Origin of the sequence: Devosia sediminis (genome assembly GCF_016411825.1) — a bacterium.
GTDB lineage: Bacteria > Pseudomonadota > Alphaproteobacteria > Rhizobiales > Devosiaceae > Devosia > Devosia sediminis.
Genome location: NZ_JAEKMH010000004.1, coordinates 433,127 through 459,895, shown reverse-complemented (window position 1 = coordinate 459,895; position 26,769 = coordinate 433,127). Strand labels below are relative to the sequence as shown.

Annotated in this window: 37 protein-coding genes; 15 read left to right on the top strand and 22 right to left on the bottom strand. The window is 63.7% G+C overall.

Annotated features, from left to right (window positions below; translation table 11 throughout):
* The first annotated feature begins 54 nt into the window (after positions 1-54).
* Both JEQ47_RS18015 and JEQ47_RS18010 read left to right on the top strand, forming a co-directional pair.
* Positions 55-600: an NADPH-dependent FMN reductase gene (locus JEQ47_RS18015; RefSeq protein ID WP_198877800.1), complete on the top strand. Its 546-nt coding sequence runs from the start codon at positions 55-57 to the stop codon at positions 598-600.
* 2 nt (positions 601-602) lie between these two features.
* Positions 603-1,208 (top strand): histidine phosphatase family protein, encoded by a 606-nt coding sequence (locus JEQ47_RS18010; protein WP_198877799.1) that lies wholly within the window; start codon positions 603-605, stop codon positions 1,206-1,208.
* Positions 1,209-1,211: 3 nt separating this feature from the next.
* Here JEQ47_RS18010 and JEQ47_RS18005 read toward each other — a convergent pair whose 3' ends face one another.
* Complete coding sequence (locus JEQ47_RS18005; protein WP_198877798.1) at positions 1,212-1,649, bottom strand: MarR family transcriptional regulator; 438 nt, start codon at positions 1,647-1,649, stop codon at positions 1,212-1,214.
* A 144-nt stretch (positions 1,650-1,793) separates the two neighbouring features.
* Between JEQ47_RS18005 and pyrF the strand changes: the two genes are divergently transcribed.
* On the top strand, positions 1,794-2,513 hold the full coding sequence (pyrF, locus tag JEQ47_RS18000) for an orotidine-5'-phosphate decarboxylase (protein WP_198877797.1): 720 nt from the start codon (positions 1,794-1,796) through the stop codon (positions 2,511-2,513).
* Between the two features lie 8 nt (positions 2,514-2,521).
* On the opposite strand, the gene JEQ47_RS17995 is transcribed toward pyrF, so the two are convergent.
* The gene (locus JEQ47_RS17995; RefSeq protein WP_198877796.1) at positions 2,522-3,004 is read right to left on the bottom strand and encodes a hypothetical protein; all 483 of its coding nucleotides are present in this window, start codon (positions 3,002-3,004) and stop codon (positions 2,522-2,524) included.
* Between the two features lie 424 nt (positions 3,005-3,428).
* Complete coding sequence (locus JEQ47_RS17990; RefSeq protein WP_198877795.1) at positions 3,429-4,460, bottom strand: adenosine kinase; 1,032 nt, start codon at positions 4,458-4,460, stop codon at positions 3,429-3,431.
* A gap of 203 nt (positions 4,461-4,663) precedes the next feature.
* Here JEQ47_RS17990 and JEQ47_RS17985 point away from each other — a divergent pair, with 203 nt between their 5' ends.
* A complete protein-coding gene (locus JEQ47_RS17985) occupies positions 4,664-4,909 on the top strand; it encodes a hypothetical protein (protein WP_198877794.1) in 246 nt (81 codons plus the stop codon).
* Between the two features lie 5 nt (positions 4,910-4,914).
* Here JEQ47_RS17985 and JEQ47_RS17980 read toward each other — a convergent pair whose 3' ends face one another.
* Complete coding sequence (locus tag JEQ47_RS17980; RefSeq protein ID WP_198877793.1) at positions 4,915-5,478, bottom strand: TetR/AcrR family transcriptional regulator; 564 nt, start codon at positions 5,476-5,478, stop codon at positions 4,915-4,917.
* A gap of 50 nt (positions 5,479-5,528) precedes the next feature.
* On the opposite strand from JEQ47_RS17980, the gene JEQ47_RS17975 reads away from it, so the two are divergent.
* Entirely contained in the window at positions 5,529-5,981 is a 453-nt protein-coding gene (locus JEQ47_RS17975; protein WP_198877792.1) for a DUF2214 family protein, read from the top strand.
* Between the two features lie 109 nt (positions 5,982-6,090).
* Here JEQ47_RS17975 and nth read toward each other — a convergent pair whose 3' ends face one another.
* Positions 6,091-6,765: an endonuclease III gene (nth, locus tag JEQ47_RS17970; RefSeq protein WP_198877791.1), complete on the bottom strand. Its 675-nt coding sequence runs from the start codon at positions 6,763-6,765 to the stop codon at positions 6,091-6,093.
* A gap of 48 nt (positions 6,766-6,813) precedes the next feature.
* Here nth and JEQ47_RS17965 point away from each other — a divergent pair, with 48 nt between their 5' ends.
* From JEQ47_RS17965 to JEQ47_RS17955, 3 genes are all read left to right on the top strand, one after another.
* A complete protein-coding gene (locus tag JEQ47_RS17965) occupies positions 6,814-7,293 on the top strand; it encodes a DUF2244 domain-containing protein (RefSeq protein ID WP_198877790.1) in 480 nt (159 codons plus the stop codon).
* A gap of 79 nt (positions 7,294-7,372) precedes the next feature.
* Positions 7,373-8,242 carry a methylated-DNA--[protein]-cysteine S-methyltransferase gene (locus JEQ47_RS17960; RefSeq protein ID WP_198877789.1) on the top strand — a complete coding sequence of 290 codons (870 nt, stop codon included), beginning with the start codon at positions 7,373-7,375 and terminating at the stop codon, positions 8,240-8,242.
* A gap of 145 nt (positions 8,243-8,387) precedes the next feature.
* Complete coding sequence (locus JEQ47_RS17955) at positions 8,388-9,464, top strand: AI-2E family transporter (RefSeq protein ID WP_198877788.1); 1,077 nt, start codon at positions 8,388-8,390, stop codon at positions 9,462-9,464.
* Here the strand turns inward: JEQ47_RS17955 and JEQ47_RS17950 are convergent.
* Positions 9,454-10,068: a 2,3-bisphosphoglycerate-dependent phosphoglycerate mutase gene (locus JEQ47_RS17950; RefSeq protein ID WP_198877787.1), complete on the bottom strand. Its 615-nt coding sequence runs from the start codon at positions 10,066-10,068 to the stop codon at positions 9,454-9,456. The two genes, JEQ47_RS17955 and JEQ47_RS17950, sit on opposite strands and share 11 nt — an antisense overlap.
* 27 nt (positions 10,069-10,095) lie before the next feature.
* A complete protein-coding gene (gene dapB, locus JEQ47_RS17945) occupies positions 10,096-10,908 on the bottom strand; it encodes a 4-hydroxy-tetrahydrodipicolinate reductase (protein WP_198877786.1) in 813 nt (270 codons plus the stop codon).
* 120 nt (positions 10,909-11,028) lie between these two features.
* Between dapB and JEQ47_RS17940 the strand changes: the two genes are divergently transcribed.
* Positions 11,029-11,379, top strand: coding sequence for a VOC family protein (locus tag JEQ47_RS17940; RefSeq protein WP_198877785.1), 351 nt, complete (start codon positions 11,029-11,031; stop codon positions 11,377-11,379).
* 162 nt (positions 11,380-11,541) lie between these two features.
* On the opposite strand, the gene coaA is transcribed toward JEQ47_RS17940, so the two are convergent.
* The 8 genes from coaA to hisB form a co-directional block, all read right to left on the bottom strand.
* Positions 11,542-12,492: a type I pantothenate kinase gene (gene coaA, locus JEQ47_RS17935; RefSeq protein WP_198877784.1), complete on the bottom strand. Its 951-nt coding sequence runs from the start codon at positions 12,490-12,492 to the stop codon at positions 11,542-11,544.
* Complete coding sequence (locus JEQ47_RS17930) at positions 12,492-12,809, bottom strand: phosphoribosyl-ATP diphosphatase (protein WP_198877783.1); 318 nt, start codon at positions 12,807-12,809, stop codon at positions 12,492-12,494. The genes coaA and JEQ47_RS17930 overlap by 1 nt, the downstream gene beginning before the upstream one ends.
* A gap of 147 nt (positions 12,810-12,956) precedes the next feature.
* Complete coding sequence (hisF, locus tag JEQ47_RS17925; RefSeq protein WP_198877782.1) at positions 12,957-13,745, bottom strand: imidazole glycerol phosphate synthase subunit HisF; 789 nt, start codon at positions 13,743-13,745, stop codon at positions 12,957-12,959.
* Complete coding sequence (locus JEQ47_RS17920) at positions 13,742-14,068, bottom strand: hypothetical protein (RefSeq protein ID WP_198877781.1); 327 nt, start codon at positions 14,066-14,068, stop codon at positions 13,742-13,744. The genes hisF and JEQ47_RS17920 overlap by 4 nt, the downstream gene beginning before the upstream one ends.
* The gene (hisA, locus tag JEQ47_RS17915; protein WP_198877780.1) at positions 14,065-14,793 is read right to left on the bottom strand and encodes a 1-(5-phosphoribosyl)-5-[(5-phosphoribosylamino)methylideneamino]imidazole-4-carboxamide isomerase; all 729 of its coding nucleotides are present in this window, start codon (positions 14,791-14,793) and stop codon (positions 14,065-14,067) included. Before hisA ends, JEQ47_RS17920 begins: the two co-directional genes overlap by 4 nt.
* 163 nt (positions 14,794-14,956) lie before the next feature.
* Positions 14,957-15,610 (bottom strand): imidazole glycerol phosphate synthase subunit HisH, encoded by a 654-nt coding sequence (gene hisH / locus JEQ47_RS17910; protein WP_198877779.1) that lies wholly within the window; start codon positions 15,608-15,610, stop codon positions 14,957-14,959.
* The gene (locus tag JEQ47_RS17905; RefSeq protein ID WP_198877778.1) at positions 15,607-15,963 is read right to left on the bottom strand and encodes a DUF2628 domain-containing protein; all 357 of its coding nucleotides are present in this window, start codon (positions 15,961-15,963) and stop codon (positions 15,607-15,609) included. Before JEQ47_RS17905 ends, hisH begins: the two co-directional genes overlap by 4 nt.
* Before the next feature lie 138 nt (positions 15,964-16,101).
* On the bottom strand, positions 16,102-16,731 hold the full coding sequence (gene hisB / locus JEQ47_RS17900) for an imidazoleglycerol-phosphate dehydratase HisB (RefSeq protein WP_407931792.1): 630 nt from the start codon (positions 16,729-16,731) through the stop codon (positions 16,102-16,104).
* A gap of 219 nt (positions 16,732-16,950) precedes the next feature.
* Between hisB and hslV the strand changes: the two genes are divergently transcribed.
* The 3 genes from hslV to hslU are packed head-to-tail and all read left to right on the top strand — an operon-like array spanning position 16,951 to position 19,337.
* On the top strand, positions 16,951-17,505 hold the full coding sequence (gene hslV, locus JEQ47_RS17895; protein WP_198877776.1) for an ATP-dependent protease subunit HslV: 555 nt from the start codon (positions 16,951-16,953) through the stop codon (positions 17,503-17,505).
* Between the two features lie 4 nt (positions 17,506-17,509).
* Positions 17,510-18,034, top strand: coding sequence for a GNAT family N-acetyltransferase (locus tag JEQ47_RS17890; RefSeq protein WP_198877775.1), 525 nt, complete (start codon positions 17,510-17,512; stop codon positions 18,032-18,034).
* Positions 18,027-19,337: an ATP-dependent protease ATPase subunit HslU gene (gene hslU, locus JEQ47_RS17885; RefSeq protein WP_198877774.1), complete on the top strand. Its 1,311-nt coding sequence runs from the start codon at positions 18,027-18,029 to the stop codon at positions 19,335-19,337. Before JEQ47_RS17890 ends, hslU begins: the two co-directional genes overlap by 8 nt.
* 207 nt (positions 19,338-19,544) lie before the next feature.
* On the opposite strand, the gene JEQ47_RS17880 is transcribed toward hslU, so the two are convergent.
* The 3 genes from JEQ47_RS17880 to JEQ47_RS17870 are packed head-to-tail and all read right to left on the bottom strand — an operon-like array spanning position 19,545 to position 21,236.
* On the bottom strand, positions 19,545-19,913 hold the full coding sequence (locus JEQ47_RS17880) for a helix-turn-helix domain-containing protein (protein ID WP_198877773.1): 369 nt from the start codon (positions 19,911-19,913) through the stop codon (positions 19,545-19,547).
* Positions 19,910-20,491, bottom strand: coding sequence for a Smr/MutS family protein (locus tag JEQ47_RS17875; protein ID WP_198877772.1), 582 nt, complete (start codon positions 20,489-20,491; stop codon positions 19,910-19,912). Before JEQ47_RS17875 ends, JEQ47_RS17880 begins: the two co-directional genes overlap by 4 nt.
* A 22-nt stretch (positions 20,492-20,513) precedes the next feature.
* Positions 20,514-21,236 carry a Tim44/TimA family putative adaptor protein gene (locus JEQ47_RS17870; RefSeq protein WP_198877771.1) on the bottom strand — a complete coding sequence of 241 codons (723 nt, stop codon included), beginning with the start codon at positions 21,234-21,236 and terminating at the stop codon, positions 20,514-20,516.
* A gap of 167 nt (positions 21,237-21,403) precedes the next feature.
* Between JEQ47_RS17870 and JEQ47_RS17865 the strand changes: the two genes are divergently transcribed.
* Together JEQ47_RS17865 and secB are read left to right on the top strand one after the other, a co-directional pair.
* Positions 21,404-21,868, top strand: coding sequence for an FxsA family protein (locus JEQ47_RS17865; RefSeq protein WP_198877770.1), 465 nt, complete (start codon positions 21,404-21,406; stop codon positions 21,866-21,868).
* Positions 21,869-21,949: 81 nt separating this feature from the next.
* Positions 21,950-22,465, top strand: coding sequence for a protein-export chaperone SecB (gene secB, locus JEQ47_RS17860; RefSeq protein WP_198877769.1), 516 nt, complete (start codon positions 21,950-21,952; stop codon positions 22,463-22,465).
* 72 nt (positions 22,466-22,537) lie between these two features.
* Here the strand turns inward: secB and dnaQ are convergent, their stop codons facing one another.
* The 4 genes from dnaQ to JEQ47_RS17840 are packed head-to-tail and all read right to left on the bottom strand — an operon-like array spanning position 22,538 to position 25,275.
* Positions 22,538-23,245 carry a DNA polymerase III subunit epsilon gene (gene dnaQ / locus JEQ47_RS17855; RefSeq protein ID WP_198877880.1) on the bottom strand — a complete coding sequence of 236 codons (708 nt, stop codon included), beginning with the start codon at positions 23,243-23,245 and terminating at the stop codon, positions 22,538-22,540.
* Positions 23,245-23,835 (bottom strand): dephospho-CoA kinase, encoded by a 591-nt coding sequence (gene coaE / locus JEQ47_RS17850; protein ID WP_198877768.1) that lies wholly within the window; start codon positions 23,833-23,835, stop codon positions 23,245-23,247. Before coaE ends, dnaQ begins: the two co-directional genes overlap by 1 nt.
* Positions 23,836-23,838: 3 nt before the next feature.
* Positions 23,839-24,669, bottom strand: a complete 831-nt coding sequence (locus JEQ47_RS17845) for a shikimate dehydrogenase (RefSeq protein WP_198877767.1) — start codon at positions 24,667-24,669, stop codon at positions 23,839-23,841.
* 3 nt (positions 24,670-24,672) lie between these two features.
* Entirely contained in the window at positions 24,673-25,275 is a 603-nt protein-coding gene (locus JEQ47_RS17840; protein ID WP_198877766.1) for a Maf family protein, read from the bottom strand.
* Positions 25,276-25,716: 441 nt separating this feature from the next.
* Between JEQ47_RS17840 and hemE the strand changes: the two genes are divergently transcribed.
* Positions 25,717-26,751, top strand: coding sequence for a uroporphyrinogen decarboxylase (gene hemE / locus JEQ47_RS17835; RefSeq protein WP_198877765.1), 1,035 nt, complete (start codon positions 25,717-25,719; stop codon positions 26,749-26,751).
* Positions 26,752-26,769: the final 18 nt, after the last annotated feature.

Genomic DNA, 26,769 nt, shown 5'->3' with positions numbered 1-26,769 from the left:
CAAGGCGACGAGGGAGCGGCGCCGGGTTCGACATTGATTATCGACGGAGACGAAATGAAGACGGCGCTCACCCTTTCGGGGTCCATCCGCAAGGGGTCCTATAACCGCGTGCTGCAACAGCATATGGGTCGCAAGCTCGGCGCTGCCGGCGTGGCGGTGACCGAAATCGACCTCGCGGATTTCGACATGCCCATCTTCAACGAGGATCTCGAGCCGGACAATGTGCCCGAGGCGGCAGGGCGGCTGGCCGAGATGTGGCGCAGCCACGACATCGTCTTCATCGCCACGCCCGAATATAATGGCGGCGTGCCGCCGCTCTTGGTCAATACCGTGACCTGGCTCTCGCGGCAGAAGCCGAGCCCGTTCCGCCACGCCGTGTTCGGCATTGGCGGCGTTTCCTCGGGAAAGTATGGCACCATATGGTCCTTGAGCCACCTGCGTGACAGCCTCACCAAGGTGGGGACACTGATTGTCCCGACGCTGCTCGGCATCGGCCCGGCCGAGGATGCCTTCGACGCCAAGGGCGACCCGGTGGAGCCGGCCATCATCCGCAAGGTCGACCAAATGGTCAGCGAACTCACCCATTTCAGCCGGGGATAGGATTGCGCGCGCTCTATCTCACCCATCCCCAGGTCCAGATCGATGCGGCCGTACCGGTGCCGCTGTGGGGGCTGTCTCCCGTCGGCCGGGCCCGTGCCGAGGCCTTTGCCGGGCGTGGGGTGATCCCTATAGGGGCCATGGTGTTTTCGAGCCGCGAGACCAAGGCACTGGAACTGGCCGAGCTCGTCGCCGCCGCTGCCGGCACGCCCGTCATGTCGGACCACCAGATGGGCGAGAACGACCGCAGCGCCACCGGCTTCCTGCCGCCGGCTTTATTTGAAGCCCATGCCGACCGGTTCTTTGCCCAGCCGCAGCAAAGCGCCGATGGCTGGGAGCGGGCCATTGACGCCCAGGCGCGGATCGTTGCCACCGTGCGCACCGCATTGGCCTCGGTCCCGGTTGGGACGTCGGTGATCTTCTGCGGCCATGGCGCGGTGGGCACTCTGCTCAAATGCCGGATCGGCGATCGGCGGATTTCGCGCGAGGAAGACCAGGGCAGGATCGGCGCGCCAGGCGGCGGCAATGGCTTTCTCTTCGATCTCGCGACCAAGCAGTTGCTGACCGACTGGACGCCGATGGAGGAAATCGGACGCGACTGGTTCGCCTGAACCCTATCGCCCGGTCCAAGGCTCGAGGCCAAAAAGCTCCAGCGCGTCGCCAAGGGCCGGGGCGAGCCGATCAAGGCGGTCGGTTTCGCCCTCGACATCGCGCAACCGCATGGGGCCGGCCATGGGCATGGCGGCAACCAGCGCCGACCCGGCTTCGGTGATCGAGACATTGCGGGCGCGCCGGTCCTCGGGATTGGAGCGCACCTGGCACAAGCCCTTGCGTCGCAAATCATCGACCGCCTGCCCGAGGGTCGCGGCATGGGCCAGCAGCGCCTTGCGCAGGGCGGCGAGGGGAATGTGCGGACGCTCGGAGACGATGTGCAGCACGGCCAGTTGCAGCGTGGTGATGTTGTATCGCCGCTTGAGATCGAGTTCGAAGGCCTTGAGAGCGGTGTCGAGCCGCATCCAGGCCACCATGGCCGCCAATGCCTGCTGCTGCATGTCAAAATCCTGAAAGCCCAAGCGAAAGCCGCCTGATATGACGCCATAGCAAGGCGCCGCAAGCCCGTTATGGCGCCATAGGATCAAGACGGGGCTTGCTCTTGCGAGCGATGTGTGAGAGCGGAGAGCAAATCAGCACAAAGGATGAAGACCATGGCTGGCCAGTTGATCGTGGGCCTCGACGTTTCGTCACGCGCGCGCGCGGAGGAGATCGTCGCACTGCTGGGAGACAGCGTCGACTTCTACAAGATCGGCTACCAGTGCTTTTATGGCGCAGACGGCTACAACCTGGGCAAGGCGCTGATCGCGGCGGGCAAGAAGGTGTTCTTCGATCTCAAACTGCTCGACATCGACAACACCGTCGAAAAGGGCGTCGCCGCCTTTGCCGAAACCGGCGCGGCCATGCTGACCGTCCACGCCTATCCCAAAACCATGCGCGCCGCGCAGAAGGCGGCCCAAGGATCGAGCCTGACCGTGCTCGGCGTCACCGTGCTGACCTCGATGGACGACGAGGACGTCAAGGAAGCCGGCTATGCCCGCGACGCGTCCGGTCTCGTGGCGCTCCGCGCCCAGCAGGCCAAGGAAGCCGGCATAGGCGGCATCGTCGCCTCCGGGCAGGAAGCCGAAATGGTGCGCACCATTGTCGGCTCGAAAATGGCTGTCGTGACGCCCGGCATCCGTCCCGTCGGCGCGGAACTCGGCGATCAGAAGCGCGCCATGACTCCGGTCGACGCGCTCAATGCCGGCGCCTCGCACCTGGTGGTGGCGCGCCCGATCATCGGCGCCGCCGATCCCGCCGCAGCGGCGAAAGCGATTTTGGCGGAGATGGATGGGAAGACGGGGCAACGGGTGAGCGTGGCTTAGAAGCGCTCTCAGGCGAACCCCTCCACCGGAAACGCGATTGGCCTCCAAAGGTGTCCCACCTTCCAACGCTCGGCCTGAAGCCTCTCACATTCCCTGAGCAGAACGGCAACCCTGTTGCCGTCCCTCGCTCGCACCAGGTCCAGCAGCTGTGCGTGATAGGCATGGCATTCCACACCGTCCGGCGCCACATCGAAATACCGCGCCGGCATGCCTGGGTTTGCCGCCCGCCGTGATACGGGATCGTCAGCCAAGTCCTGCGCAAGCAGGGGCTCGGCTTCATCGAAACGGCCCATAGCGGCCAAGGCCCGACCATAGCGGCCGTTGTAATTCGGCAAGGCACTTGGACCAAAAAACCGCGAACTGACCCTGCTGTTTTCTTCGACAAACGCCTCAATAGACGTAATTTCCGCTAAGCCCAATCGAAGGCCGTCCTCAAGAGCCATCTCGAATTGCTTTTGAAAGCTCGGATCGTCGGAAGGCGGGACATCCAACTGTCTGCTCCACATGAATGCAGGCACATGGTGCATTTCGTATAGCGGATCATCAAAACAATGCACTGTTGCCAGCTGTTTCGAGCTGGTCCGGTCGATGAAGAAACCCGAATGAAATGATCCACCTCAGGCAGAACGATCAGTCGGCCGATCTGAGCGAAATCAGGATGGCGCGCCAGGAACGGGCGCGTCCAGCGCTTGACCTCAACGATTGTGGTCATTGGGTTTGATCTCAATGATGTAGATGGTGGCGTTGGGGTATCGTATCGCGAGTCTCATGGCCTGCCGCAAGAGTTGATCACCCCGTTGGAACGGGATGATCGCATTGCAGCCGGATGGGTGGATAAGTCGGCTACTTCACCAGTGGCACAGGCCGACTGTGTTCACCGGGTCTGCGCTTGCAATGCGCCGCACCAAGTTGGCGCTATTGATTGCCTAGAGGCGAGTAGTCGTACCCCACCAGCCCGTGCTTCTGGGTCAGTTCGGACAGGTCGATCTGCGGCCTTGCGCCGATGTGGCTGATGACTTCGGAGGCGGCGAGGCATCCGGTCTTGAGTGCCGAATCCATTGTCTGGCCGCGGGCGAGGCCGAGGAGGAAGCCGGAGGCGAAGAGGTCGCCGGCGCCGGTGGCATCCACCACCTTGTCGACCGGGTAGGCCGGGACCGAGATGACTTCGCCATTGAACACGGCCATGGCGCCCTCGGCGCCCATGGTGATGGCGGCGACTTCCGCATCCTTGGCGATTTCGCGCACGGCGGTGCCGAGGTCATCGGTTTCGTACAGGGACTTGAGCTCATTCACATTGGCAAAGACGTAGTCGATGGTCTTCGAGCGGATGAGATCGAGGAATTCGGCGCGATAGCGATCGACACAGAACGGGTCGGACAGAGTGAAGGCGGCAGCGCGCTCGTTCTTGTGGGCATAGTGGGCGGCCAGGACGAAGGCTTTCTTGGCCTCGACCGGATCCCACAAAAAGCCTTCCATATAGGTGATGGCCGAGCCGCCGATTTCATCGGGGTTGATGTCGCGCTCGGTCAGTTCGTGGCAGGCACCGAGATAGGTATTCATGGTGCGCTCGCCATCGGGTGAGACGAAGATCATCGAACGGGCGGTGAGCGCGCCATTCTTGAGGCGCGAGGTATTGTAGTGGACACCGATCTGGGTGAGGTCGGCATCGAACACGTCGCCCAGGGGATCGTCGGCCACCTTGCCGACAAACGCGGCACGGCCGCCCAGCGAGGCGACACCCGCGGCGGTATTGGCGGCCGAGCCACCGGAAATCTGCTGCCGGCCCAGCGGCATCTTGGAATAGAGGTCCTCGGCCCGATCGGTATCGATCAGGTGCATGATCCCCTCTTTCATGCCCTCGCGCTCGATAAAGCCGGGTTCGACCGGAGCGATGATGTCGACAATGGCATTGCCGATGGTCAGCACGTCGAAGCGGGTCTGGGTCATGTGGGGGACGGTCCGGGTTTGGGTCAAAAGGGCCGTGAGCCGGTTTAGAGCATGATGGCGCAGCGGGCAACGGTTTCCGGGCATTCCGGTATGTGCCGCCGGCCGCAGGACCGTGCCGTCAACCTCTCGTTCACCATGTCATCCTGGCGGGGGAACTGACGTCGGCGTCCAAGGTTTTCGCTGACAGGAGACAGGGACACGCCATGCTGACTTCCCAGGAGCTGGACAACAGGCTGAAACATTCATGCCGCAAGCTGCGCGCCTGGGCCTGGATGAGCACGGTATCGACGCAGAAGGAGGACATTATCGACATCCTCCACGACGAGGCGCGCGAGCTGGTCGACCTGGGGTTGCAGCACCCCGATCACGCCAAGCGTATCGGCTCGATCATCGTCTATTACCGCCGCCTCATCGAGCAAGTGCGCGATCGGACCGCCAACGCCGCCTGAACAGGTCAAAGGCTCGACAGAATTTCCTCGATCAACGCCTCGGTGTCTTCGCCGGCGCGCAAGGCGATCTGACCATCGAGCAGCAGCACGGCAAGGCCATGGACCTTGGCCCAGGCGGCCAGCGCCCTGATGCGGCCCGAGCCGACATCGCCGCCGATGACATGACGCAACGTATCGAAGGCGGCATTAGCGGCCATGGCCAGGCCCGGCCGGGCGTCCTTCTTCAACTGCGGCGAGAACATCAGGCGAAAGAGATTGGCGTTTTGAAGGGCAAAGACGACATAGGTCTTGCCCATGGCCGCCATCGGATTTTCCGGCTCGGAAGCCGCCACTGCCTCCATGCGCGCCGAAAAACGCTGGAAGCCAGTTACGGCCAGCGCTTCGAGCAGGGCGGCGCGGCTGTCGAAGTGACGATAGGGGGCGGCCGGCGACACGCCGACGGCGCGCGCCAGATCGCGCAGTCCGAGCCCGGCCTCGCCCTGCTTGTCGAGGATGATCAACGCTGCCTCAAGCAGCGCCTGGCGCAGGTTGCCATGGTGATAGGGGCCGTTGGAAGGTGATGTTGACATTGATTACATGCTGATTCAAATTGTAAGCACTGTCAACATGGAGCCAAGGCATGGATTGGGATCTGGTTCTGGCCTCGGCGCATCACCTGGCGGTCTTTACCCTTGTGGCCCTTTTTGCCGCCGAGTTCGCGCTGCTGCGGCCCGGCCTTGCCGGCGCCCGGATCGGGCAGCTCGCGCGGATCGACGCCGCTTATGGCGCGGTGGCGGGCGTAGTCATCGTGGTGGGCATCATCCGGGTGATCTTCGGAGCCGTCGGCTGGGAATATTATGTCGGCAACCACGCCTTCTGGGGCAAGATGGGCGCGTTCCTCGTCATGGGCCTCCTCACCATGCCGCCGACCATGGCGGTGCGGCGCTGGGTCAAAGCCGGGGAAGGCATTGCCGAATATGCTCCGCCCGCCGAGGAGATTTCCCGCAACCGACGCTTCCTGCACCTCCAGGCCGCAGTGCTGGTGCTGATCCCGATCTTTGCCGCGATGATGGCGCGGGGCTATGGGAGCTAGCCCCGCACCTTCGGAACGCCATCACTTCCTTCGTCATTGCCCGGCTTGACCGGGCAATCCATGGACCACCCGGTCAAGCCGGGTGGTGACGACGAACATATGAGCCCTGCTACCGTCCCACCGGCAAGGGCGTCTTGGGCTTGAACAGGCACCACTCCCGGATCGGGCAGCGCCAGCATTCGGGCTTGCGGGCCTTACAGATATAGCGGCCATGCAGGATCAGCCAGTGATGGGCGTGGAGCATGAAGCGCTCGGGCACCTGTTTGGTCAGCGCCTTTTCCACATCGAGCGGCGTCTTGCCGGGCGCGAGGCCGGTGCGATTGCCGACGCGGAAGAGGTGGGTATCCACCGCGATGGTCGGCTGCTTGAAGTAGATATTGAGCACCACATTGGCGGTCTTGCGGCCGACGCCGGGCAGCGCTTCGAGGGCTTCGCGGTCGGCAGGGACTTCGCCGCCATGCCGTTCGATCAGCAGTTGGGAGAGGGCGAAGACGTTCTTCGCCTTGCCACGATAAAGCCCGATGGTCTTGACCAGTTCGGTGATCTGTTCGACGCCCAGCACCACCATGGCCTCGGGAGACGGCGCCAATTCGAAGAGGCGTTTGGTCGCCTTGTTCACTCCCGCATCGGTAGCCTGGGCCGAGAGCACCACCGCCACAAGGAGGGTGAAGGCATTGACATAATCGAGCTCGCCCTTGGGCTCTGGCTCGATCTCGTGGAAGCGCTCGAAGATGGCTTCCGCCGCCGCCCGGCCCAGCATTTTCACTTTTTTGGGTCTCGGCATTCTCTCGGCCCCGTTTTTCTGGCAGTATTTCAGCCAAGAGGCGAAGCGATGCAAGTCACCACAACCAGCCCGCTATTTGCCGCCACCCTGCGGCCCGATGGATCGCTCCGCACGACAGGCGGATGGATTGCGCTGGTGGTTGCCGCGATCGTGGGCACGCCCTTCCTCATTGCCATTCCCGAATTCGTGGTGCCCGGCCTTGTCGCCTATGGCCTCGCCGCCGGCGGGCTCGTGGCCATGAGTCTCCGGCAATCGCGCCAGCAACGCGTCAGCCAGCAGGTGACGCTCTGGCCCGACCAGTTGGAAGTGACCACGAGTGCTCCGGGCCTCGAGCGGCAATTGCAGCGTTTCGACCCGGCCCAGGTACGGCTGCGGCTGCAACGCGATTCGTTCGAGCGGACGACCGGCGTTTTCCTGCGCTCGGGCCAGGGGGAAGTGGAACTCGGGGCGTTCTTGTCCACCGCCGACAAATCAAGTTTCGCCAAGGCCTTTGGCGTGGCCCTGCGCCGGGCACGGCGCAGCCACTAGCGCAGAGTCAAAACCGGGTCGCGGCCCCCGACGACAGGCGCTAATTTGTCGGGACATTCGTGACAGGAAAGACCCGGACATGAACCAGCACATGACGCTTGCGCCGGACAGCGACTACGACACCATTCGCGCTGCCATCCGCTATCTCAGCGAGAACGGCCCCGACGCCACCGATCTTGCGCGCTTTTCCCGCGCCCTCGGCCTTACCGAGCGGCAGTTGACCGACCTTTTCCGCCGCTGGTGCGGCCTGTCGCCGAAGAGCTTTGCCCAGGCGGTGGCGTTGGACCATGCCAAGAGCCTGCTGCGCGATCAGGTCAGCGTGCTCGACACCACCTATGAAGTGGGGCTCTCGTCCACCTCGCGGCTGCATGACCTGTTCGTGACCTATGAAGCCATGCCGCCTGGCGTGTTCCGGGCCGGCGGGGCGGGGATCGACATGGTGTGGGGCGTCGCGCCGTCGCCCTTCGGGCTCGCCGTGGTGACGGCGACCGATTACGGAATTTCCGGCCTCGGTTTTGCCGACGCCGACATGAGCATCGAGGATGCCTTTGCCGACCTCGCCAATCGCTGGCCCAAGGCGCGGTTTACGCGCGACGATGCGCGGATTGCCCCGCTCGTGGCTGGTATTTTCGAGCCCCAGCGCTGGTCAGCCGACCAGCCGGTGCGCGTGGTGCTGATCGGCACCGACTTCGAGGTAAAAGTCTGGGAGACGCTCCTCAAGATCCCGGTGGGGAAGGCGGTGACCTATTCGGGTGTCGCCAACCATATCGGCCGGCCCAGCGCCTCGCGTGCCGTGGGCGCCGCCGTGGGCAAGAACCCGATCAGCTTCGTCGTCCCCTGCCATCGCGTCGTCGGTACGTCAGGGGCGCTGACCGGCTACCACTGGGGCGTACCGCGCAAGCGGGCGATTTTGGGCTGGGAAGCGGGCGTGGTTTCGGCGGCGCATTGAGCCATTCGCGCATTGCTCTCATGGCCATCATCACCGGAGCGAATTGCCTTCGGCACGGTTCGACGTTTCACGTGAATCGGCAGCAGGCTGGAACTCAATCGTCCTCGAAGGCATAGTGCTTGCACAATCGACTTGGGGGGCTGTCATGCCGGTGGAAGTCCGCGCCATTGTCACCGGCGTTTTCGTAGCGGCCGCGCTGATGCTGGCATGGTTCCTGTCACACACGATCCTCATCATTTTCGCCGGGGTGCTGATTGCCTGTGTGTTGGATGCGGCTGTGCGGGGCCTGCGCCGCCTCGTTCCGGCGCCAAGACCCTTGCTGCTGGTCATCGTCAGCGTGCTGATCCTCGCCGTGGCGTTGGCGGCTCTGTCGTTCGGCGGCGTGAGCCTTATTCTTTCGGTGCAGGATCTCTGGCGCATGCTCTCCAAGGAAGTGATGCGGCTCTACAACCTGGCGATCGATTCGGGTGTCCTCGATACGTTCAGCCGCGCCGAACTCGAAAGCATGATGCAGAACTTCCTGCCGGATCCGGGCGGGCTGGTGTCGCAGGCAGGATCCTTCTTCGGCAGCACACTGGGTGTGCTCAGCAATGTCGTGGTGATCATCTTTCTGGGGCTGTTCTTTGCCATCAACCCCGCCGTCTATCGCGACGGGTTCCTGCTGCTGATGCCGCAGCGGCACCGTCCGCTGATACTCTCGGCGCTGACGGAAACGGGCGAGGCCCTGCGTGGCTGGATGGTGACGCAGCTGGCGATGATGGTTCTGATCGGTACGCTGGTAGGGCTGATGCTCTGGGCGCTGGGGGTCCCCAATGCGCTGGTGCTGGGGCTGCTGGCGGGATCGCTCAACTTCATCCCGTTTCTGGGGCCCATCTTCTCGGCCGTACCGGTGCTGCTGACGCTGGCGGCCGAAGACACCAATGTGCTGATCCTGGGTGCGGTCGGCCTGCTTCTGATCCAGAATCTCGAGGGCTATATCCTCACCCCGATGCTGCAGCAGCGCATCATCAAGCTTTCGCCCGCCTGGTCGCTCAGCATAATGGCCGCAATGGGCGCACTGTTCGGGATCACCGGCATCGCCCTGGCGACGCCGGTCTATGCCGTGGCACGGGTATTGGTGCTCAAGCTCTATGTCGAGCCACGCGAGGGGCGGGCCGTATCGCTGGGCCGCGAACAGCGGCGCCTGATCATCACCCCGCCCGCCAGCACGCCTAAAGCGTGACGCGCTCGATCAGCTTGCCATCCGGGCCGATGCGATAGGTAGTCGGCTCGCCGGTGCCGATTTCGCGGGCGAGGATTTCGTCGGGGGTGAGACCCTCGATGGCCATGACCAGGGCGCGCAGGGAATTGCCGTGCGCGGCGACCAGCACGGTCTTGCCGCCCTTGAGCTGGGGCAGGATTTCAGCCTCGTAATAGGGCAGGGTGCGGGCTGCCGTATCCTTGAGCGACTCGCCGCCCGGAGGGGGCACGTCGTAGGACCGGCGCCAGATCAGCACCTGCTCTTCCCCCCACTTGACCCGAGCATCATCCTTGTTGAGGCCCGAAAGGTCGCCATAGTCGCGCTCGTTCAGAGCGACATTGCGCGTGATGGTGACGTTGAGGATGCCCATTTCCTCGAGCATCAGGTCGAGCGTGTGCTGGGCGCGGCGGAGAGCCGAGGTGTAGTAGAGATCGGGGACGATACCGGCGGCCTTCAGCGCCTTGCCCGTGGCGCGGGCCTCGCCTTCGCCCTTTTCGGTGAGGTTCGGATTGCGCCAGCCGGTGAAGAGGTTCTTGAGGTTCCATTCGCTCTGGCCGTGGCGAACGAGGATCAGCGTGCCGCTCATATTTTTGGTCCTTGAATCGAAGTTGGTTCAGTCACTAAGGCCGAGCACGTCAGCCATGGAATAGAGGCCCGGTTGCTGCCCGGCGGCCCAGCGCACGGCCTTGATGGCGCCATTGGCATAGATGGTACGGTCCTGGGCGCGGTGGTTGAGCTCGATGCGCTCGGACGGGCCGGCGAGGATCACCATGTGGTCGCCGATGACATTGCCGCCGCGCAGGGTGGCAAAGCCGATGGTGCCGGCTTCACGCGGGCCGGTATGGCCGTCGCGCACGCGCACCGAATGGTCCTTCAAAGCGATATTGCGGCCCTGGGCCGCTGCTTCGCCCAGCATCAGCGCTGTGCCCGAGGGGGCATCCACCTTCTTGTTGTGATGCATTTCGAGGATTTCGACATCGTAGTCGCTGAGCGCCCGCGCGGCCTTTTCGACCAGCGCCGTCAGCGCCACCATGCCGGGCGAGAAATTGCCGGATTTGACGATGCGGGCGCCGGCACTGCCCGATGCGGCAATGGCCGCGTCGTCGGCTTCCGAGCAGCCGGTGGTGCCGATGATGTGCACAAGGCCCTTTTCCGCCGCCAGCCTTGCCAGCGCCACGCTGGCCGCCGGGGCGGTGAAGTCGATGATGGCGTCAGTCTTATCGAGCAGGGCGGACGCGTCGTCGGTGACGGGGACACCAAGCGCCTCGATACCGGCAAGCGTGCCCGCATCCTTGCCGATGGCCGCCGAACCGGCGCGATCCAGCGCGCCCACCAGCTCGACGCCGTCATGGGCGGCAACCGCCGCGATATTGGCGGCGCCCATGCGTCCGCCCGCTCCGGCCACGATGATGCGCAGACTGGTCATGGGGTACCTCCTCAAACACCCCGCCTATAGCAGCGCCGCACCGCGCCGCCAACCGGGATGCCGCAGCAGCCGGCTCTGTGCTACGATTCGGCAAAACCAAGAAGAGAAGTGGAGGCGTCCATGACCCTCACCAATGTGCTGGCCGGTGTCGCCGTGGAAGACCTCGGCCACTCCCTGGTCTGGTACGAATACCTGTTCGGCCGCCCGGCCGATGCGCGGACCATGGTCGACGTGGCCGAATGGAAACTGCCCGGCGGAGGCTGGGTGCATGTGATGAGCGATGCCGACCGGGCCGGGGCGAGCGTGGTCATGCTGATCGTCGACGACATTGCCGAGGAACTGGCGCGGCTCGAGCTTCATGGCATCAAGCCGGTGGCCAAGGCGATCGGAGATTTCTTCAAGACCGCCAAGCTCAGGGATCCGGACGGGAACCTGATCATTTTGAGCCAGCCGCAGCAGGGGACGTATTAGGGGCGGCCACGGAGCTTCTCCCTCCCCCTTGCGGGGAGGGCAGCGGAGCTTGGCGAAGCCTTAGCGAAGCTGGGTGGGGGGATGGCGGACATCCAGTTCGTGGGCACCCCACCCCAACCCTCCCCGTCAAGGGGAGGGAGTTGGATCGAGCGCGCCCAGGTCCTAAAGCCGCTTCAGCTTTACCTCTTCGACGCGGTGGTTCTTGCCCTTTTTCAGGATCAGGTCGGCGCGGCCGCGGGTAGGGAGGACGTTTTCGAGCAGGTTGGGCAGGTTGATGGTCTTCCAGACATTGCGCCCGAAAATGCCGGCCTCTTCCTCGCTCATTTCCGAGAACTTGCGGAAGAAGGAACTGGGATCGCGGAAGGCGGTTTCGCGCAGGCGGAAGAAGCGCGTGAGATACCAGTCGCGCAGGTCGTCCACGTCGGCGTCGATATAGATCGAAAAATCGATGAAGTCCGAGGCGAAGAGGATGGGCTTGCCGTCGCGCGGCAGTTCGCCGGGCTGGAGGATGTTGAGACCTTCAACGATGAGGATATCGGGCCGGTCGATGATGACCTCCTCGCCCGCCACGACGTCATAGACGAGGTGGGAATAGACCGGCACGGCGACCTTTTCCTTGCCCGACTTGATATCGGCCAGAAAATTGACGAAGCGCGCCCGGTCATAGCTTTCGGGAAAACCCTTGCGGTGCATGAGGCCACGATCTTCCAGCACCTTGTTGGGGTGGAGGAAGCCGTCGGTAGTAACGAGATCGACTTTTGGGCTCGAAGGCCAGCGCGACAGCAGCGCCTGGAGGATACGCGAAGTGGTCGACTTGCCCACCGCCACTGACCCCGCGACGCCGATGATGAAGGGGACCTTGTCGCCCGGCGTGTTGAGGAAGCGCGATGAGACGCGGTGGAGACCCTGGATGGCCTCGACATAATAGGCCAGCAGCCGCGAGAGCGGCAGGTAGACTTCCTCGGCTTCGGCCAGCGAGATTGGGTCGGTCAGGGCGCGCAGCCGTTCGATATCGCCGGCGTCGAGCGTCATCGGCTGGCCGTTCCTCAGATCGCTCCACTGCTGCTTGGTGAAGGTCTGGTAGGGGTCGAGGGCGGGAACACGCTTGGCCATTACGCGCCGGTCCCCCGATTGGCCTTTTCGACGAGGCCTGACTGCGCTGTGCGCGCGTCGAGCTCGGCCATGACTTCGGAGAGCGGCACGCCTTCGGCTTTGAGCACAACCAGCAGGTGGTAGAGCACGTCGGCACTTTCCTTGACGAGCTCGGCCCGGTTGTGGGTCACCGCCGCGATCACCGCCTCGGTGGCTTCCTCGCCCAGTTTCTGGGCAGCCTTCTCAATGCCGCGGGCGATCAGCTTGGCGGTGTAGCTCTCCTCGGGAGAGGCGGCAGCGCGCAGGGCAATGCGCGCTTCGAGGTCTTCAAGGGTCATATTTTTTGTCCCATCCACCGGATGTCACCTCGGCGAAGGCCGGGGCCCAACTTGAGATCTCAGGATGGATCCCGGCCTTCGCCGGGATGACAGTCTGAGGGTGTTTAGATCATGAGTTGAACGGCGTCGTCATCCGCAACCTTCGGCTCAGGCCATGCGCATGGCAATGCCGCGCTCGGCCATATAGGCCTTGGCCTGCGGAATGGTAAAAGTGCCGAAGTGGAAGATGGAGGCTGCCAGCACGGCGCTGGCATGGCCTTCCGTGACCCCATCGACGAGGTCTTGCAGCGTGCCGACGCCGCCCGAGGCGATGACCGGCACTTCCACCGAATCGGCAATGGCGCGGGTGAGCTTGAGATCGAAACCCGACTTGGTGCCGTCGCGATCCATCGATGTCACCAGCAATTCGCCGGCGCCGCGCTCGACCATGCGGGCAGCGAATTCCACCGCATCGATGCCGGTCGGCTTGCGCCCGCCATGGGTGTAGATTTCCCATTCCGACCTGTTATCGCCGCCCACTTTCGCATCGAGCCGCTGCTTGGCATCGACCGAAACAACGATGCACTGATTGCCGAACTTGTCGGCGGCGCGGGCGATGAAATCGGGATCGCTCACCGCCGCCGAATTGATCGCGACCTTGTCGGCGCCAGCCAGCAGGAGCTTTCGGATATCGTCGATGGAGCGGACGCCACCGCCGACGGTTACCGGCATGAAGCAATGCTCGGCCGTGCGCGCCACGACTTCAAAGATCGTGTCGCGGCCTTCGTGGCTGGCGGTGATGTCGAGGAAGGTCAACTCGTCCGCCCCGGCGGCGTCATAGGCCATGGCCGCCTCGACCGGATCGCCGGCATCGACCAGGTCGACGAAATTGACGCCCTTCACCACGCGGCCGCCGGCGACGTCGAGGCAGGGAATAATGCGGGTCTTGAGGCTCATGGATTTGCCTTCTGCATCCGCCCCCAGGCGATGCGATGGATGATGAGAATGACCAGCCAGACGATCAGCGCGCCACCCCCAAGGGGAATGGTCGCCAGCATGAACCAGCCCATGACGCCCGTGAAATAGAGAAGGCCGCCCACGTCCATGCCCAGCACGATACAGGGATGGACAGTGGCCTCGTTGACCGTGCAGGCATTGGCGTCGGCGACGAGATAGGTGAAGTAGACCGAGAGCAGCGGCGCGGCAGCGAAGAGCGCGATCACCACGAAGAGGATCGCATAGGTTCGCCAGGGAAAGCGCGCCGGCCGCCTGTCGCTCATGCAGCCCTCAGCCGTGCCAGTGCTTCACGTGAATCAATGCGCCCGTCATAAAGGGCGCGGCCGGAAATGGCGCCTTCGAGCACCTGGTATTCCGGCTGGGTCATGCGCTCGATATCGTCCATCGAGGCAAGGCCGCCCGAGGCAATGACCGGGATTGAGGTGGAGCGTGCGAGCTCCAGGGTCGAGGGCCAGTTGATGCCGGCGAGAATGCCGTCGCGGTCTATATCGGTATAGATGATGGCGGCGACGCCGGCGCCTTCGAAGCGCTTGGCCAGTTCGATAATGGAGAGCTCAGAGGTCTCGGCCCAGCCCTCAACCGCCACCATGCCGCCCTTGGCGTCGGTGCCGACGGCCACCTGGCCCGGCCACTTGTTCGCGGCTTCCTTGACCAGCTCGGGATTGCGCACGGCGACGGTGCCGAGGATGACGCGGGCGAGACCCTTGTCGAGCCAGGCCTCGATATGTCCGAGCGTGCGAATGCCGCCACCGAGCTGCACCGGAAAGTTCACCGTCTTGAGGATGGCTTCCACCGCAGCGCCATTGACGCTCTCGCCGGCAAAGGCACCGTTGAGGTCGACGACGTGGAGATATTCAAAACCCTGGTCTTCGAACGACTTGGCCTGGGCAGCGGGGTCGTCGTTGAAGACGGTGGCCTGGTCCATGTCGCCGAGCTTGAGGCGCACGCACTGGCCGTCTTTCAGGTCGATGGCGGGGAAGAGGATCATGCAAACGACTCCGGCATGGAAAAAGGCCCCCTCACCCGCCGCTGCGCGGCGACCTCTCCCCCAAAGGGAGAGGTGAAGAAGCGACGGCGCCCTCCTACCACCTCTCCCTGGGGGGAGAGGTCGGGTCGAAGGCCCGGGTGAGGGGGCCTTGGTGGGGCCATCATCACGGCGCCCATCCCAAAAAATTCTCGATCAGTTTCAGGCCCAAGGCTTGGCTCTTTTCGGGGTGGAACTGGGTGCCGAAAATGTTGTCGCGGCCGACGCAGGCGGTCAGCGCGCCACCGTAATTGGTGGTGGCGACGAGGTCGGAAGGATTGTCCGTCTTCAGGTGATAGGAGTGGACGAAGTAGGCGTGGAGCCCATTCTCGCCTGTCTCGATGCCATCGAGCAGGACATGCGGGCGCGCGGGAAAAATCGTGTTCCAGCCCATATGCGGGATCTTGAGGCCGCGATCCGATGGCGCGATCTTTTCGACGGCGCCGGGAATCCAGCCGAGGCCCTTGGTGACAACCTTTTCGCGGCCCTCGCTGGCCAGGAGCTGCATGCCCACGCAGACGCCGAGGAAAGGCGTGCCGCCGCGGATGACGCGCTCGTCAAGCAGGTCGATCATGCCGGGAACGGCCTCGAGGCCGGCCATGCAATCGGCAAAGGCACCGACGCCGGGCAGCATGATGCGATCGGCCTTGCGCACCACATCGGGATCAGCGGTGACGGTGATGACATCGCTCTGGCCGCGTTCGGCGGCGACACGCTCGAAAGCATTGGCGGCGGAGCGCAAATTGCCCGCGCCATAGTCGATGATGGCGACGGTCGTCATTTCGCGGCCTCCAGAACTGCAATCCGCGCCAGATCGGCATCGGTGGCAAAGCGATAGCCTTCGGGCCGATAGCCGCGCCGCTGCCAGGACCGGCGCAGGGCCCCGGGCGCGGCAAAGCCGCAGGCGATCGCCAGGAGGATATAGAGCCAGATGGCAGCATCCGGTCCGGTCCAGCGCGCGGCCACGACGATGCTCCCCAGGCCGAGCACGAACAGCGCCAACTGATCCCAGAGGCGATGGGCCAAGGCATGGACGGGCGGCAGCAGCGTCGCGGACCAGGAGAACTTTTCCGGCACCGCCTGGGGCAGGGCCTCGGTTCCGGGCTTGGGCGCGAGGATGGCGTAGAGGGTCACAATTGTCTCCAAAACCCCGATGTCATCCCGGCGAAAGCCGGGATCCATCTTGAGATCTCAGGATGGGCCCCGGCTCAAAGCCGGGGTGACACCCGTGGTTGGGGGTGACTTAGTGCAAAAGCGCCCGCAGTGAAAGGGCTAGAGCACGCCCTTGGTGCTCGGCACGCGGTCGGCCGTGCGGGGATCGATCTCGACGGCATCGCGCAAGGCGCGGGCGACGGCCTTGAACATGGACTCGGCCAGGTGGTGATTGTTATCGAAATAGAAGTTTTCGATGTGGAGCGTGATGCCGGCATTGACGGCAAAAGCCTGGAAGAATTCGCGGAACAGCTCGGTGTCGATGTCGCCGATCTTGCCTTGCGAAAACTCGGCCTTGAAGACGAGGAAAGCGCGGCCGGAGACGTCCAGCGCGGCGCGGGTCAGCGTGCCGTCCATGGGCAGGTCGCAGCTCGCATAGCGGCGGATGCCCTTCTTGTCGCCCAGCGCCTCCTTAATGGCCTGGCCCAGGGCAATGCCGACATCTTCCACCGTGTGGTGAAAATCGATGTGCAGGTCGCCCTTGCAGGTCACGTCCATGTCGATGAGCGAGTGGCGCGAGAGCTGGTCGAGCATGTGATCGAAAAAGCCGACGCCGGTCGCCATCTTGTGCGCGCCGGTGCCGTCGAGATCGATCGAGACGGAGATCTCGGTCTCGTTGGTCTTGCGGGCGATTTTTGCGGTGCGCATGGCAGGTCTCCGGAATTCGGACGCTGAGTACCAGATAGGCATGAGCGCGTGAAGATTGGGTTTCTTCACTCTCCTTTTGGGGGAGAGGTCGGGTTGCGGAGCAAACCGGGTGAGGGGGCCTCATCGGCTGCTTTCGAGAAAGGCCCCCTCACCCGCCGCTTCGCGTCGACCTCTCCCCCAGAGGGAGAGGTGGGCTCCACCCGGTTGCAATCGCTTCATGCCGCCCTAAATATCACTCAACAGTTCGGAGTAATTCCCCCAATGAGTGAACATCAATCCCCCGGCTGGCACGGGACGACCATCGTTTCCGTGCGAAAGGGCAACAAGGTCGTGGTGGCTGGCGACGGCCAGGTTTCCATGGGCCAGACGGTGATGAAGCACGGCGCCAAGAAGGTGCGGCGGCTCGCCGGCGGCAAGGTGATCGGCGGCTTTGCCGGATCGACCGCCGATGCCTTTACCCTGTTCGAGCGCCTCGAAGGCAAGCTCGAGCAGTATCCCGACCAGTTGATGCGTGCCGCCGTGGAACTGGCCAAGGACTGGCGCACCGACCGGTATCTCAGAAAGCTCGAAGCCATGATGATCGTGGCCGATGCCAAGGACACGCTGGTGCTGACCGGCAATGGCGACGTGCTGACCCCCGATCATGGCGTCATCGCCATCGGCTCGGGTGGCAATTATGCGCATTCGGCCGCGCTGGCCCTCCATCAGGCCACCGATCTCGATGCCGAGGACATTGCCCGCCGCGCCATGAAGATTGCCGAGGAAATCTGCGTCTATACCAATGGCAATGTGACGGTCGAGACCATCGAGTTCTGATCCGGTGACCTATTCGATCAGACGCCTGGGCGCGGAGGACTTGGCCGCCTATCGCGCAATTCGCCACGAGGCCCTGGCGAATCATCCGGAGGCCTTTGTCGCCACGGCGGAGGCCTTTGCGCAGAAAGGCGACGATGAGATCCGGCAGACGCTGGAAACGCTGACCGTCTTCGGGGCGATCCTGCCCGATGGACGCCTGGGTGGCATCAATGCCTTCCTGCGCGATGGCGGCGCCAAGGAGCGGCATCGCGGCTGGATGATCCAGGTCTATGTGCGGCCCGAACATCGCGGCACCGGCATGTCCCGGGCGCTGGTCGAACATCTGGTCGATCACGCGAGGAGTCAGGTGATCCAGATCCATCTCGGCGTCTGGTCGGAGAACGAACCGGCCATCCGCCTCTACCAGAAGCTCGGCTTCCAAACCTATGGCACCGAGCCCCGCTATCTCTTCGTGAACGGTCGATACATCGACGAACACCTGATGGTGCGCTTTCTCGACAAGGCACCAGGAAAGACAAGCAATGAGTGAAACCAATTTTTCGCCGCGCGAGATCGTCTCCGAGCTCGATCGCCACATCGTGGGACAGGCCGACGCCAAGCGCGCAGTCGCCGTTGCCTTGCGCAATCGCTGGCGCCGGCAGCAATTGCCGGCCGAACTCCGCCGCGAGGTGAGCCCCAAGAACATTCTGATGATCGGACCGACCGGTGTCGGCAAGACCGAGATCTCGCGCCGCCTCGCCCGGCTGGCGCAGGCGCCCTTCGTCAAGGTCGAAGCGACCAAGTTCACCGAGGTCGGCTATGTCGGCCGCGACGTCGAGCAGATCGTCCGTGACCTCGTCGAAGCCGGCATCACCGTCTTGCGCGACAAGCGCCGGCGCGACGTGCAGGCCCAGGCGCACCACAATGCCGAGGAGCGGGTGCTCGACGCCCTGGTCGGCACGTCCGCGACGCCGTCGACCCGCGAGAGCTTCCGCAAGAAGCTGAGGGACAACGAACTCGACGACAAGGAAGTCGAGATCGAGATGCAGCCCTCGCCCGGCGCCGGCGGCTTCGAAATCCCCGGCATGCCCAATGGCGGCATCGGCATGATCAATCTTTCCGACATGTTCAAGCAGGCCATGGGCGGGCGCGGGGTCAAGCGCAAGATCAAGGTCAAGGATGCCTATGAGCCGCTGATCGCCGAGGAAGCCGACAAGCTGCTCGACCAGGACCAGCTCAAGGCCGAGGCCATCGAGCTGGTGGAAAATCACGGCATCGTCTTTATCGACGAGATCGATAAGGTCGCGGCCCGTGAGGGTGGCGTGCAGGGCGGCCCGTCGCGCGAAGGCGTGCAGCGGGACCTGCTGCCGCTGATCGAAGGCACGACCGTCGCGACCAAGTATGGACCGGTCAAGACCGACCATATTCTCTTCATCGCCTCGGGCGCCTTCCATGTGAGCAAGCCCTCGGACCTGCTGCCCGAATTGCAGGGCCGCCTGCCGATCCGGGTGGAACTCAAGGCGCTGACGCGCGAGGATTTCATCGGCATTCTGAGCGACACCGAGGCCAGCCTCATCAAGCAATATGTGGCATTGATGGGCACCGAGGGCGTGACCCTCAGCGTGACGCAGGACGCCATCGAGGCGATTGCCGATGCCGCGGTGAAGGTCAATTCCAGCGTCGAGAATATCGGCGCCCGTCGCCTGCAGACGGTGATGGAACGGCTGGTCGAGGAGATCAGCTTCGACGCGCCTGACCGTAACGGCCAGACCATCACCATCGACGCCGCCTTTGTCCGCGAAAAGGTCGGCGTGCTGGCCGGGGATACGGATTTGAGCAAGTTCGTGTTGTAGGCCAAGGCATCAGCTACACAGTGCCACCCCGGGCCGAGCCCGGGGTGTTTTCATGTGGAGCACCAAAACTGGCGACACCCACCGGGTCATCCCGGTGCAGGCCGGAACCCATATCCGATCACAGGTCGGCTCTGAACTCCCGGACAGCACGCAGCATGGATCCCGGCCTACGCCGGGATGACATCGTGCTTGGGGTGTCTGCCGCGATTAGCGCTTCCGCGCCGCCCGCTTCACCAGTTCATCGCGCAGAAATCGCAAGTCCTCGGGCTCCAACCGCTCGATATTGTCGCGCAGGCGGTTGGCCAGTTCCGTCGCCTCGGGCACGAGGCCGCCCGTGTCGATGGTGACCTTGGGATCGGAGATTTCGGCCAGGCGCTGCAGTTCCTCGGCTTCGTCCCAGATGACATTGAAATAGGCGATCATGCGGTGGAGGAGGAAGCTCGTCGGCTGGCCGCGCTTACCGTGTTCGAGGGCAGACAGATAGGCCGAGGACACATTCAGAGCCGCCGCCATTTCCTTGAGGGAAATGCCGCGCGCCTCGCGCAGGGCCCGCAATTTGGCGCCGAGCGGGGTCATTGGCGCCGCAGGCGCACATACCACGCCCCCTCTCCGCCATGGCCACGCGCCGCCACGCTCCAGCCCGAGATCAGATGCGACAGGCCCGGCTCGCTGAGCCAGATCGGCAGCATGGTTCTGAGGATGCCGCGCTCGGTCATGGCGGCGATGTAGTCATTGTCGGTCTTGACCCCCTTGCCGGTGATGACCAGCACGGTGCGGTCGCCGCGAGCCGCCCGCGCACCGATGAAGCGCCGCAGCGTCTCGCGGGCCTCGTTCTGGGTCATGCCATGAAGGTCGATCCTGCCATCGATATCGATGCGGCCACGCCGGACCTTCTTGTGGATGGCGGGATCGACACCCTTTTCCACCACCGGGACCGGGCTGGCCGGCGCCTGGTAAGGCGCGAGAAAAGGCTTGCCGGATGTGAGCGGCTTGGGCGGTGACTTAACCCGTGGGGCTGGGTCCGGCTCGGGTACAGGCAAGGTGCCGTGACCCAGTTTCAAGAGACCCTTGCGCCGCAGCGGTTCCACGGTCTCGGCGACCGTGGTCCAGAGATGGAAGTCGTGCGGCAGGCGCTTCGAGTGGCGCTTGGACATGGTCGGGCCTGCCGGGAGAAGATCAATCGAGCTGGCTGGTTGCCACGACCTTCCAGTTCGGATCGCGCGACTTGGGATTGCGCGCAAAGGTCCATTCATCGGCGATGGTCTGGACCTGGTCGGCATTGCCCTCGACGAGATTGCCGTCCTTGTCGCGCGTGGCCGAAACCACTTCGGCGTGGAAATCGACCGTGACGGTGACGTCCTTGCGGTCGTATTCGGCATCGACGATGGCGATCTTGGGCAGGCCGACAAAGGTAAAGTCGACCGTGTGGCCGGCGGCTTCACGATCGGCGATGGCGCGCTGGAAGCTTTCGAAGATCGGCTTGTCGAGGAGATCGCGCAGGGTCTGGCGATCGCCGGCCGCATAGGCCGTCACGATCATCTCATAGGCCTGCTTGGCGCCTTCAAGGAAACCCTTGGGCGAGAAGGTGGAATCAGCCTCGACCACGGCGCGCAGGCCGGCCGCGAGCTCGGCATTGCCGGCGGCAGCCTGTTCAATCTCGGCCTCGGTCTTGCGGGCGCGGCGTTCATCATCAAGGTCCGGCTGGGCGGGACGCGGCCGCAATGGCACCACCGTTTCGTCCTTGGCATCCGTCGGCTTGTCCGGGCGCGACGAGCGCGTGCGATCCACAGGCGGGCGTTCATTGCCTGTACGGGTGCCGAGCACCGACCGCAGCCGGAACAGCACGAAAACAGCAACGGCAATGGCGATGAGTGTCGGCAGATCGAGGAAACCGTCCATGAAATGGGCACCTTGCGCGGGAAGCGTCGACAAAAAACTGATGGGGGCGCTCGTTCTGCGCCGCGACTTTCCTATATATAGGGAAAGCTTTAGCCCGAAACCAGTTCACGTTGGGGCGAGTTGCGTTTTTGCCGCGCCCCACCGCGCGAAGAGACAGAGATAAGACCTTGGGCCGCCTGATCGGTATTTGTTTTCTGCTGCTGCCGCTGATCGAGATCGCGCTGTTCATCGTCGTCGGACGGACGATTGGCCTCCTGCCGACGCTGGGCCTCGTGATCCTTGCCGGCATTGCCGGCGGGCTTATCCTGCGCCAGCAGGGCCTGCAGGCAATTGCCCGCCTCAGGAACAATGTCAGCGCCGGCACCATTCCCGGCCGCACCATGTTCGACGGCATGCTGGTCGGGCTGGCGGGAATCCTGTTGATCGTTCCGGGTTTCCTCAGCGACCTCGTGGCGCTGACCCTGCTCGCGCCCCCGGTTCGCGGCTGGCTGTTCTCGTCCCTCGCCGGACGGGTCCGGGTAGTCGAGACCACGACGACCTATCGCCGCTACGAGCAACCCACCGCATACCCGGATGACGAGATCCGATCAATCGAGCTCCGCGATGAGGACTGGCGTGACAAGCGCGACTAGGCCGCTTGGCTTGTCCGTCTCAGCCAAAAGTGTTAGCCACTCGCCCAATTGCCTGAACTCGCCACTTAAAAGGACCAGATAATGGCCGATGAAAACCAGGGCGCGGCAGCGCCGCAGCCCGGCCAAGCGCCCAGCATGAACCTTGTGGGTCAGTATATCCGCGACCTTTCCTTCGAAAATCCCGGCGCGCCGACCACGCTGCTCAGCGGCGGCGCCAATCCGGCCTTCAACGTCTCGATCTCGGTTGGCGTCAAGAAGCAGAACGACGAAATCTATGCGGTCGAGCTGACGCTCAATGCCAAGGCCAATCGCGACGAAACCGTGCTGTTCAATGTCGAGCTCGTCTATGGCGGCATCTTCCGCCTCAAGAACGTGCCGGAAAACCAGCTTTCGCCGTTGCTGATGATCGAATGCCCGCGGCTGATCTTCCCGTTTGCCCGCCAGGTCCTGGCCAGCGTCACCCAGCAGGGCGGCTTCCCGCCGCTGATGATGGAGCCGGTCGATTTCTCCGCCATCTATCGGCAGAACCTGGCCAAGCTGGCCCAGCAGAATGGCGGCACTGCTGCGCCGCTGGTCGAGCCGGCCAAGCCGAACTGATCGCGACATCAGTCACAAACCAAAAACCCCGGTGCGAACCGGGGTTTTTCTTTTTGCCAGTGGGTGGATAGCCTATTCGGCCGCGGCCTGCTCTTCATACTGCGCCCAGATGGCGCTTTCGCCCATCTTGGCCACGAAAGCAGCGTGCGCCACCGCCTCGGCGTCGGAAATGCGACTGGGCAGGGCGACCGGCCGCTGCGCCACGGCGATGCGCGCCACGGTCGCGCCCGAAACCGTGGTTTCCACTTCGGCCACCAGCGCCAGGCTAACCTGCTTGCCGCCGATCAGCTCCAGATAGACTTCCGCGAGGATTTCGCTGTCGAGCAGCGCTCCATGCAGGGTGCGGCGGGAATTATCGATGCCGTAATGCTTGCAGAGCGCATCGAGGCTGACGCGGGCGCCCGGATGCTTCTGGCGGGCCACCATGACCGTGTCGATCACCGCATTGTCGAGCGTCTTGCGGCCGATGAGCTCAAGCTGGTGGTTGAGAAAGCCCATGTCGAAGGGGGCATTGTGGATGACGAGGGTCGCGTCGCCGATAAAGGCGAGAAAATCGTCGGCTACGTCCCTGAAGACAGGCTTATCGGCCAGGAATTCCTCGCTGAGCCCATGCACGCGAAACGCCTCTTCGGGCATGGAGCGCTGGGGATTGATGTAGACGTGAAAGTTCTTGCCGGTGGGAATGTGGTTGATCAGTTCGACACAGCCGATTTCCACCAGCCGATCGCCGCCGGTTGGCGAAAGGCCCGTGGTTTCGGTGTCGAGTACGATTTCCCTGATCATGGATCCTGCCGTCTCAAGTCCGCCACGAGGTCGGCGACCTGTGCTTCGATCTGCTCGGGCGCCTGCGCCGTATCGAAGAGCCAGGTGGCCCGTCGCTTCTTTTCGGCCTGTGGCATCTGACGGGCAAGGAGGGTCTCGAGCTTTTCCACGGTCATGCCCGGCCGGGCCAGAACCCGTTGGCGCTGGATCGTGTCGTCGACATGGGTGACGGCAATGGCATCAAACCCATAGTCATGGCCGCTTTCGAACAATAGCGGCACTTCCACCGCGGCCGCCACGTGCCCGTCACGCTCGGCGGCATCGAGGAAGTCTGCAATTTTCCGGCGGACCAGGGGATGCACCACGGCCTCGAGCCGCTTGAACCCGGAAGAATCGGCGGCAAGACGGCGCGACAGCTCCTGGCGGTCGATGATGCCGTCGCGGCTCACACCTGGAAACAGCGCCTCCACCGGGGCCACTGCCTCGCCGGCATAAAGCGCGGCCACCGCCGCATCGGCGGAAAAGACCGGCACGCCAACGGCAGCAAAGGCCTCAAGCAGGGTCGACTTGCCGGTGGCGATCGAGCCGGTGACGCCGATCCGCTGCATGGCTCAGTGATCCAGCGTTTTTTCCACCAGCGCCCGTAATTGCGGGGTGACGGTGGGGGTGACGCCGAACCAGGCGGCAAAGCCGGGCACGGCCTGGTGCAGCAGCATGCCCAAGCCATCCACGGTGCGCAGGCCATGCGCGCGCGCCTCGGCCAGGAGCGGGGTTTCGAGTGGCGTATAGACGATGTCGGTTACGAGCGTAGTCCTGGGCAACAGGCCCATGTCGAGCCAGTCGAACCGCGTGCCATGCATGCCGATGGAGCTGGTATTGACCACAAGGCCGATGCGCGGCGCCAATTCGTCGAAGGCCTCGAAGCCGTGCGCCTCGAAGGGACCATCGATCTCCTCGATCAGCGCCTGGGCATTAGCCAGGGTGCGGTTGAGGACGTGGACCTGGCCGCCATTGCGGCGCCGCAGCGCCACAAGCACGGCCCGTGCCGCCCCACCGGCGCCGATGATGAGGGCGTCCTTGGGACCATCCGACCAAGTAGGGGCATTGGCGTCGAGATTGCCGAGAAAGCCCAGATAGTCGGTATTAGTGCCGTGCACCTTGCCGTCGCGAACCACAAGCGTGTTGACGGCGCCGATCATGCGGGCGAGGTCGTCGACGCTGTCACACAGGGCAAAGACCGCTTCCTTGTGGGGAATGGTCACATTGCCGCCGGCAAATTCCCCGGCGCGCAGCCGCTCGAAAAAGGCCGGCAGGTCGGCCGGCGCCACGTCGATGGCCTCGTAGCTGCCATCGATGCCGTGCTCGGCCAGCCAGGTGCCGTGAATCAGCGGGGAACGGGAGTGGGCGATGGGATGCCCGATGACGAAGGCCCTGGTGGTCAACGCTCAGTCCTGATGTTCAAGGAGTTCGGGTGCGATATCGCGCAATGCCGCAAGCAGAGGAAGCAGCGGCAGCCCGAGAATGGTGAAATAATCGCCGCTGACGGTGTCAAAGAGCCTGATGCTCGGGCCTTCGAGCCGATAACTGCCGACCGAGGCAAGAATGGCACCGCCTTCGAGATCGAGTACCTGGTCGCGCTCCTCGGTGGAAAAGCTGCGCATCGTCAGCTCGGCTGTCTGCAGATCCGACCACAGCATGATCCCGTCCCGCACCAGTGTCACGGCGGCATGGAGGCGATGGGTCTTGCCGCGCAACCGGTCGAGCTGGGCCTCGGCCTCCTGGCGCGAGGATGGCTTGTGCAAAAGCTCCGGCCCCAGCGCCAGGGTCTGGTCGGCGCCGATCACGATGGCGCCGGGATGGAGCGCGGAAATCCCCTCGGCCTTGCGCCGCGCCAGCAGCAAAGCGACATCCCGCGCATCGCCACCAGCCTCGAGCGCCACGGTTTCGAGACCACGTTCGTCGATGGTCGCCGCAGCGCTGAGGAAGCGCAACCCGGCCTTGTCCAGCAGGGCTTTGCGGGTGGCACTGGCGGAAGCGAGGATAAGCATGGGACGAGTTTTTCCACACAGTCATCCCCAGCTCAAGGCCGAACTGTGGACGAATGGGAGCAAGTTTTCGAGGGGAGCGGACTTGTTCGACCTCGCTCATAATTTGTTAACAGATGGTTTCGACGGGTGCTGCCGAGGCCCGGTGGAAAGCTCTGGGGAAAGCGGTCCGGAGCGCGGAAGGGATATACGCAGCCCCGTCCACAGCCTGAATCGAATCGTTGACTCGGGAGTCGGCGGATTAACCTCTCGTTAAGAGGTGTGGCGGCGTTAAGCTTTGGGTAAGGTTTAAGAGCTGTTCACACCTCGTTAACTTCCGCCTGCGCGCAAGTGTCACCGAAGGCCGAGATTGTGGGTGACGCTGAATTCCAGCTAAACACCGCCATAAAGATAAAGAAGCGAAGCTAAGAAAGACTCTTTATCGGGTTTTGAAGGGATGAACGCATGGCTCCGGTGACCGACAGGAAATTGCTCGCCACTGTCCTTGGACAGCGGCAAGAGCGCCCCCCGATCTGGATCATGCGTCAGGCCGGACGCTATCTGCCCGAGTATCGCCAGACCCGGACCCAGGCCAGGGACTTCCTCGAACTCTGCTATACGCCCGATCTTGCCGTGGAAGTGACGCTGCAGCCGCTGCGCCGCTTCGACCTCGACGCAGCTATTCTCTTTTCCGACATTCTCGTCATTCCCGACGCCCTGGGTCAGCAAGTGCGTTTTGCCACCGGCGAAGGCCCGCTGCTCGAGGCTTTGGATGAGAAGGGCGTCGTGGGGCTTCAACCCGAAAGGGCCATGGCGCATCTGGCGCCGGTACTGGAGACGGTCAGGCGACTTCGCGCTCAACTGCCTGCCGACAAGACGCTGATCGGCTTTTGCGGCGCTCCCTGGACCGTGGCGACCTATATGCTGGGCGGCCGCGGCTCGCCCGACCAGTGGGTGGCCCGGAAATTCGCGCTCGAGCATCCCGCTGCTTTCGACCGGCTCATGGATGTGCTGGTTGAAACCTCGATCACCTACCTTGCCGCCCAGTTCGAGGCGGGTGCCGACGTCGTGCAGCTCTTTGAGAGCTGGGCGCTCAATCTCGACGATGCAAGCTTTGCCCGGAACGTGATGGAGCCCAACCGGCGTATCGTCGAGGGTTTGCGCCAGCGCGTGCCCAATGCGCCGATCATCGGTTTTCCGCGCGGCGCGGCCGGGAACCTCCGGCGGTATGCGGCGACGACCGGGGTCAATGCGCTGGGCGTGGATTTCGCCACCCCGCTGGACTTCGTGCGAGATGCGCTGCCGGCGAGCCTTCCCGTGCAGGGCAATCTCGATCCGCTGCGGCTGGTCGTGGGTGGCGACGCCATGGAAAGCCAGGCGCGTGCCATCATCGAGGCTTTTGCCGACCGCCCGCATATTTTCAATCTGGGGCATGGCATCGTGCCGGAAACCCCGATTGCCCATGTCGAGCGCCTAATCGACCTGGTCAAGAACGGCTAATTCGCCACCGAACTGTTG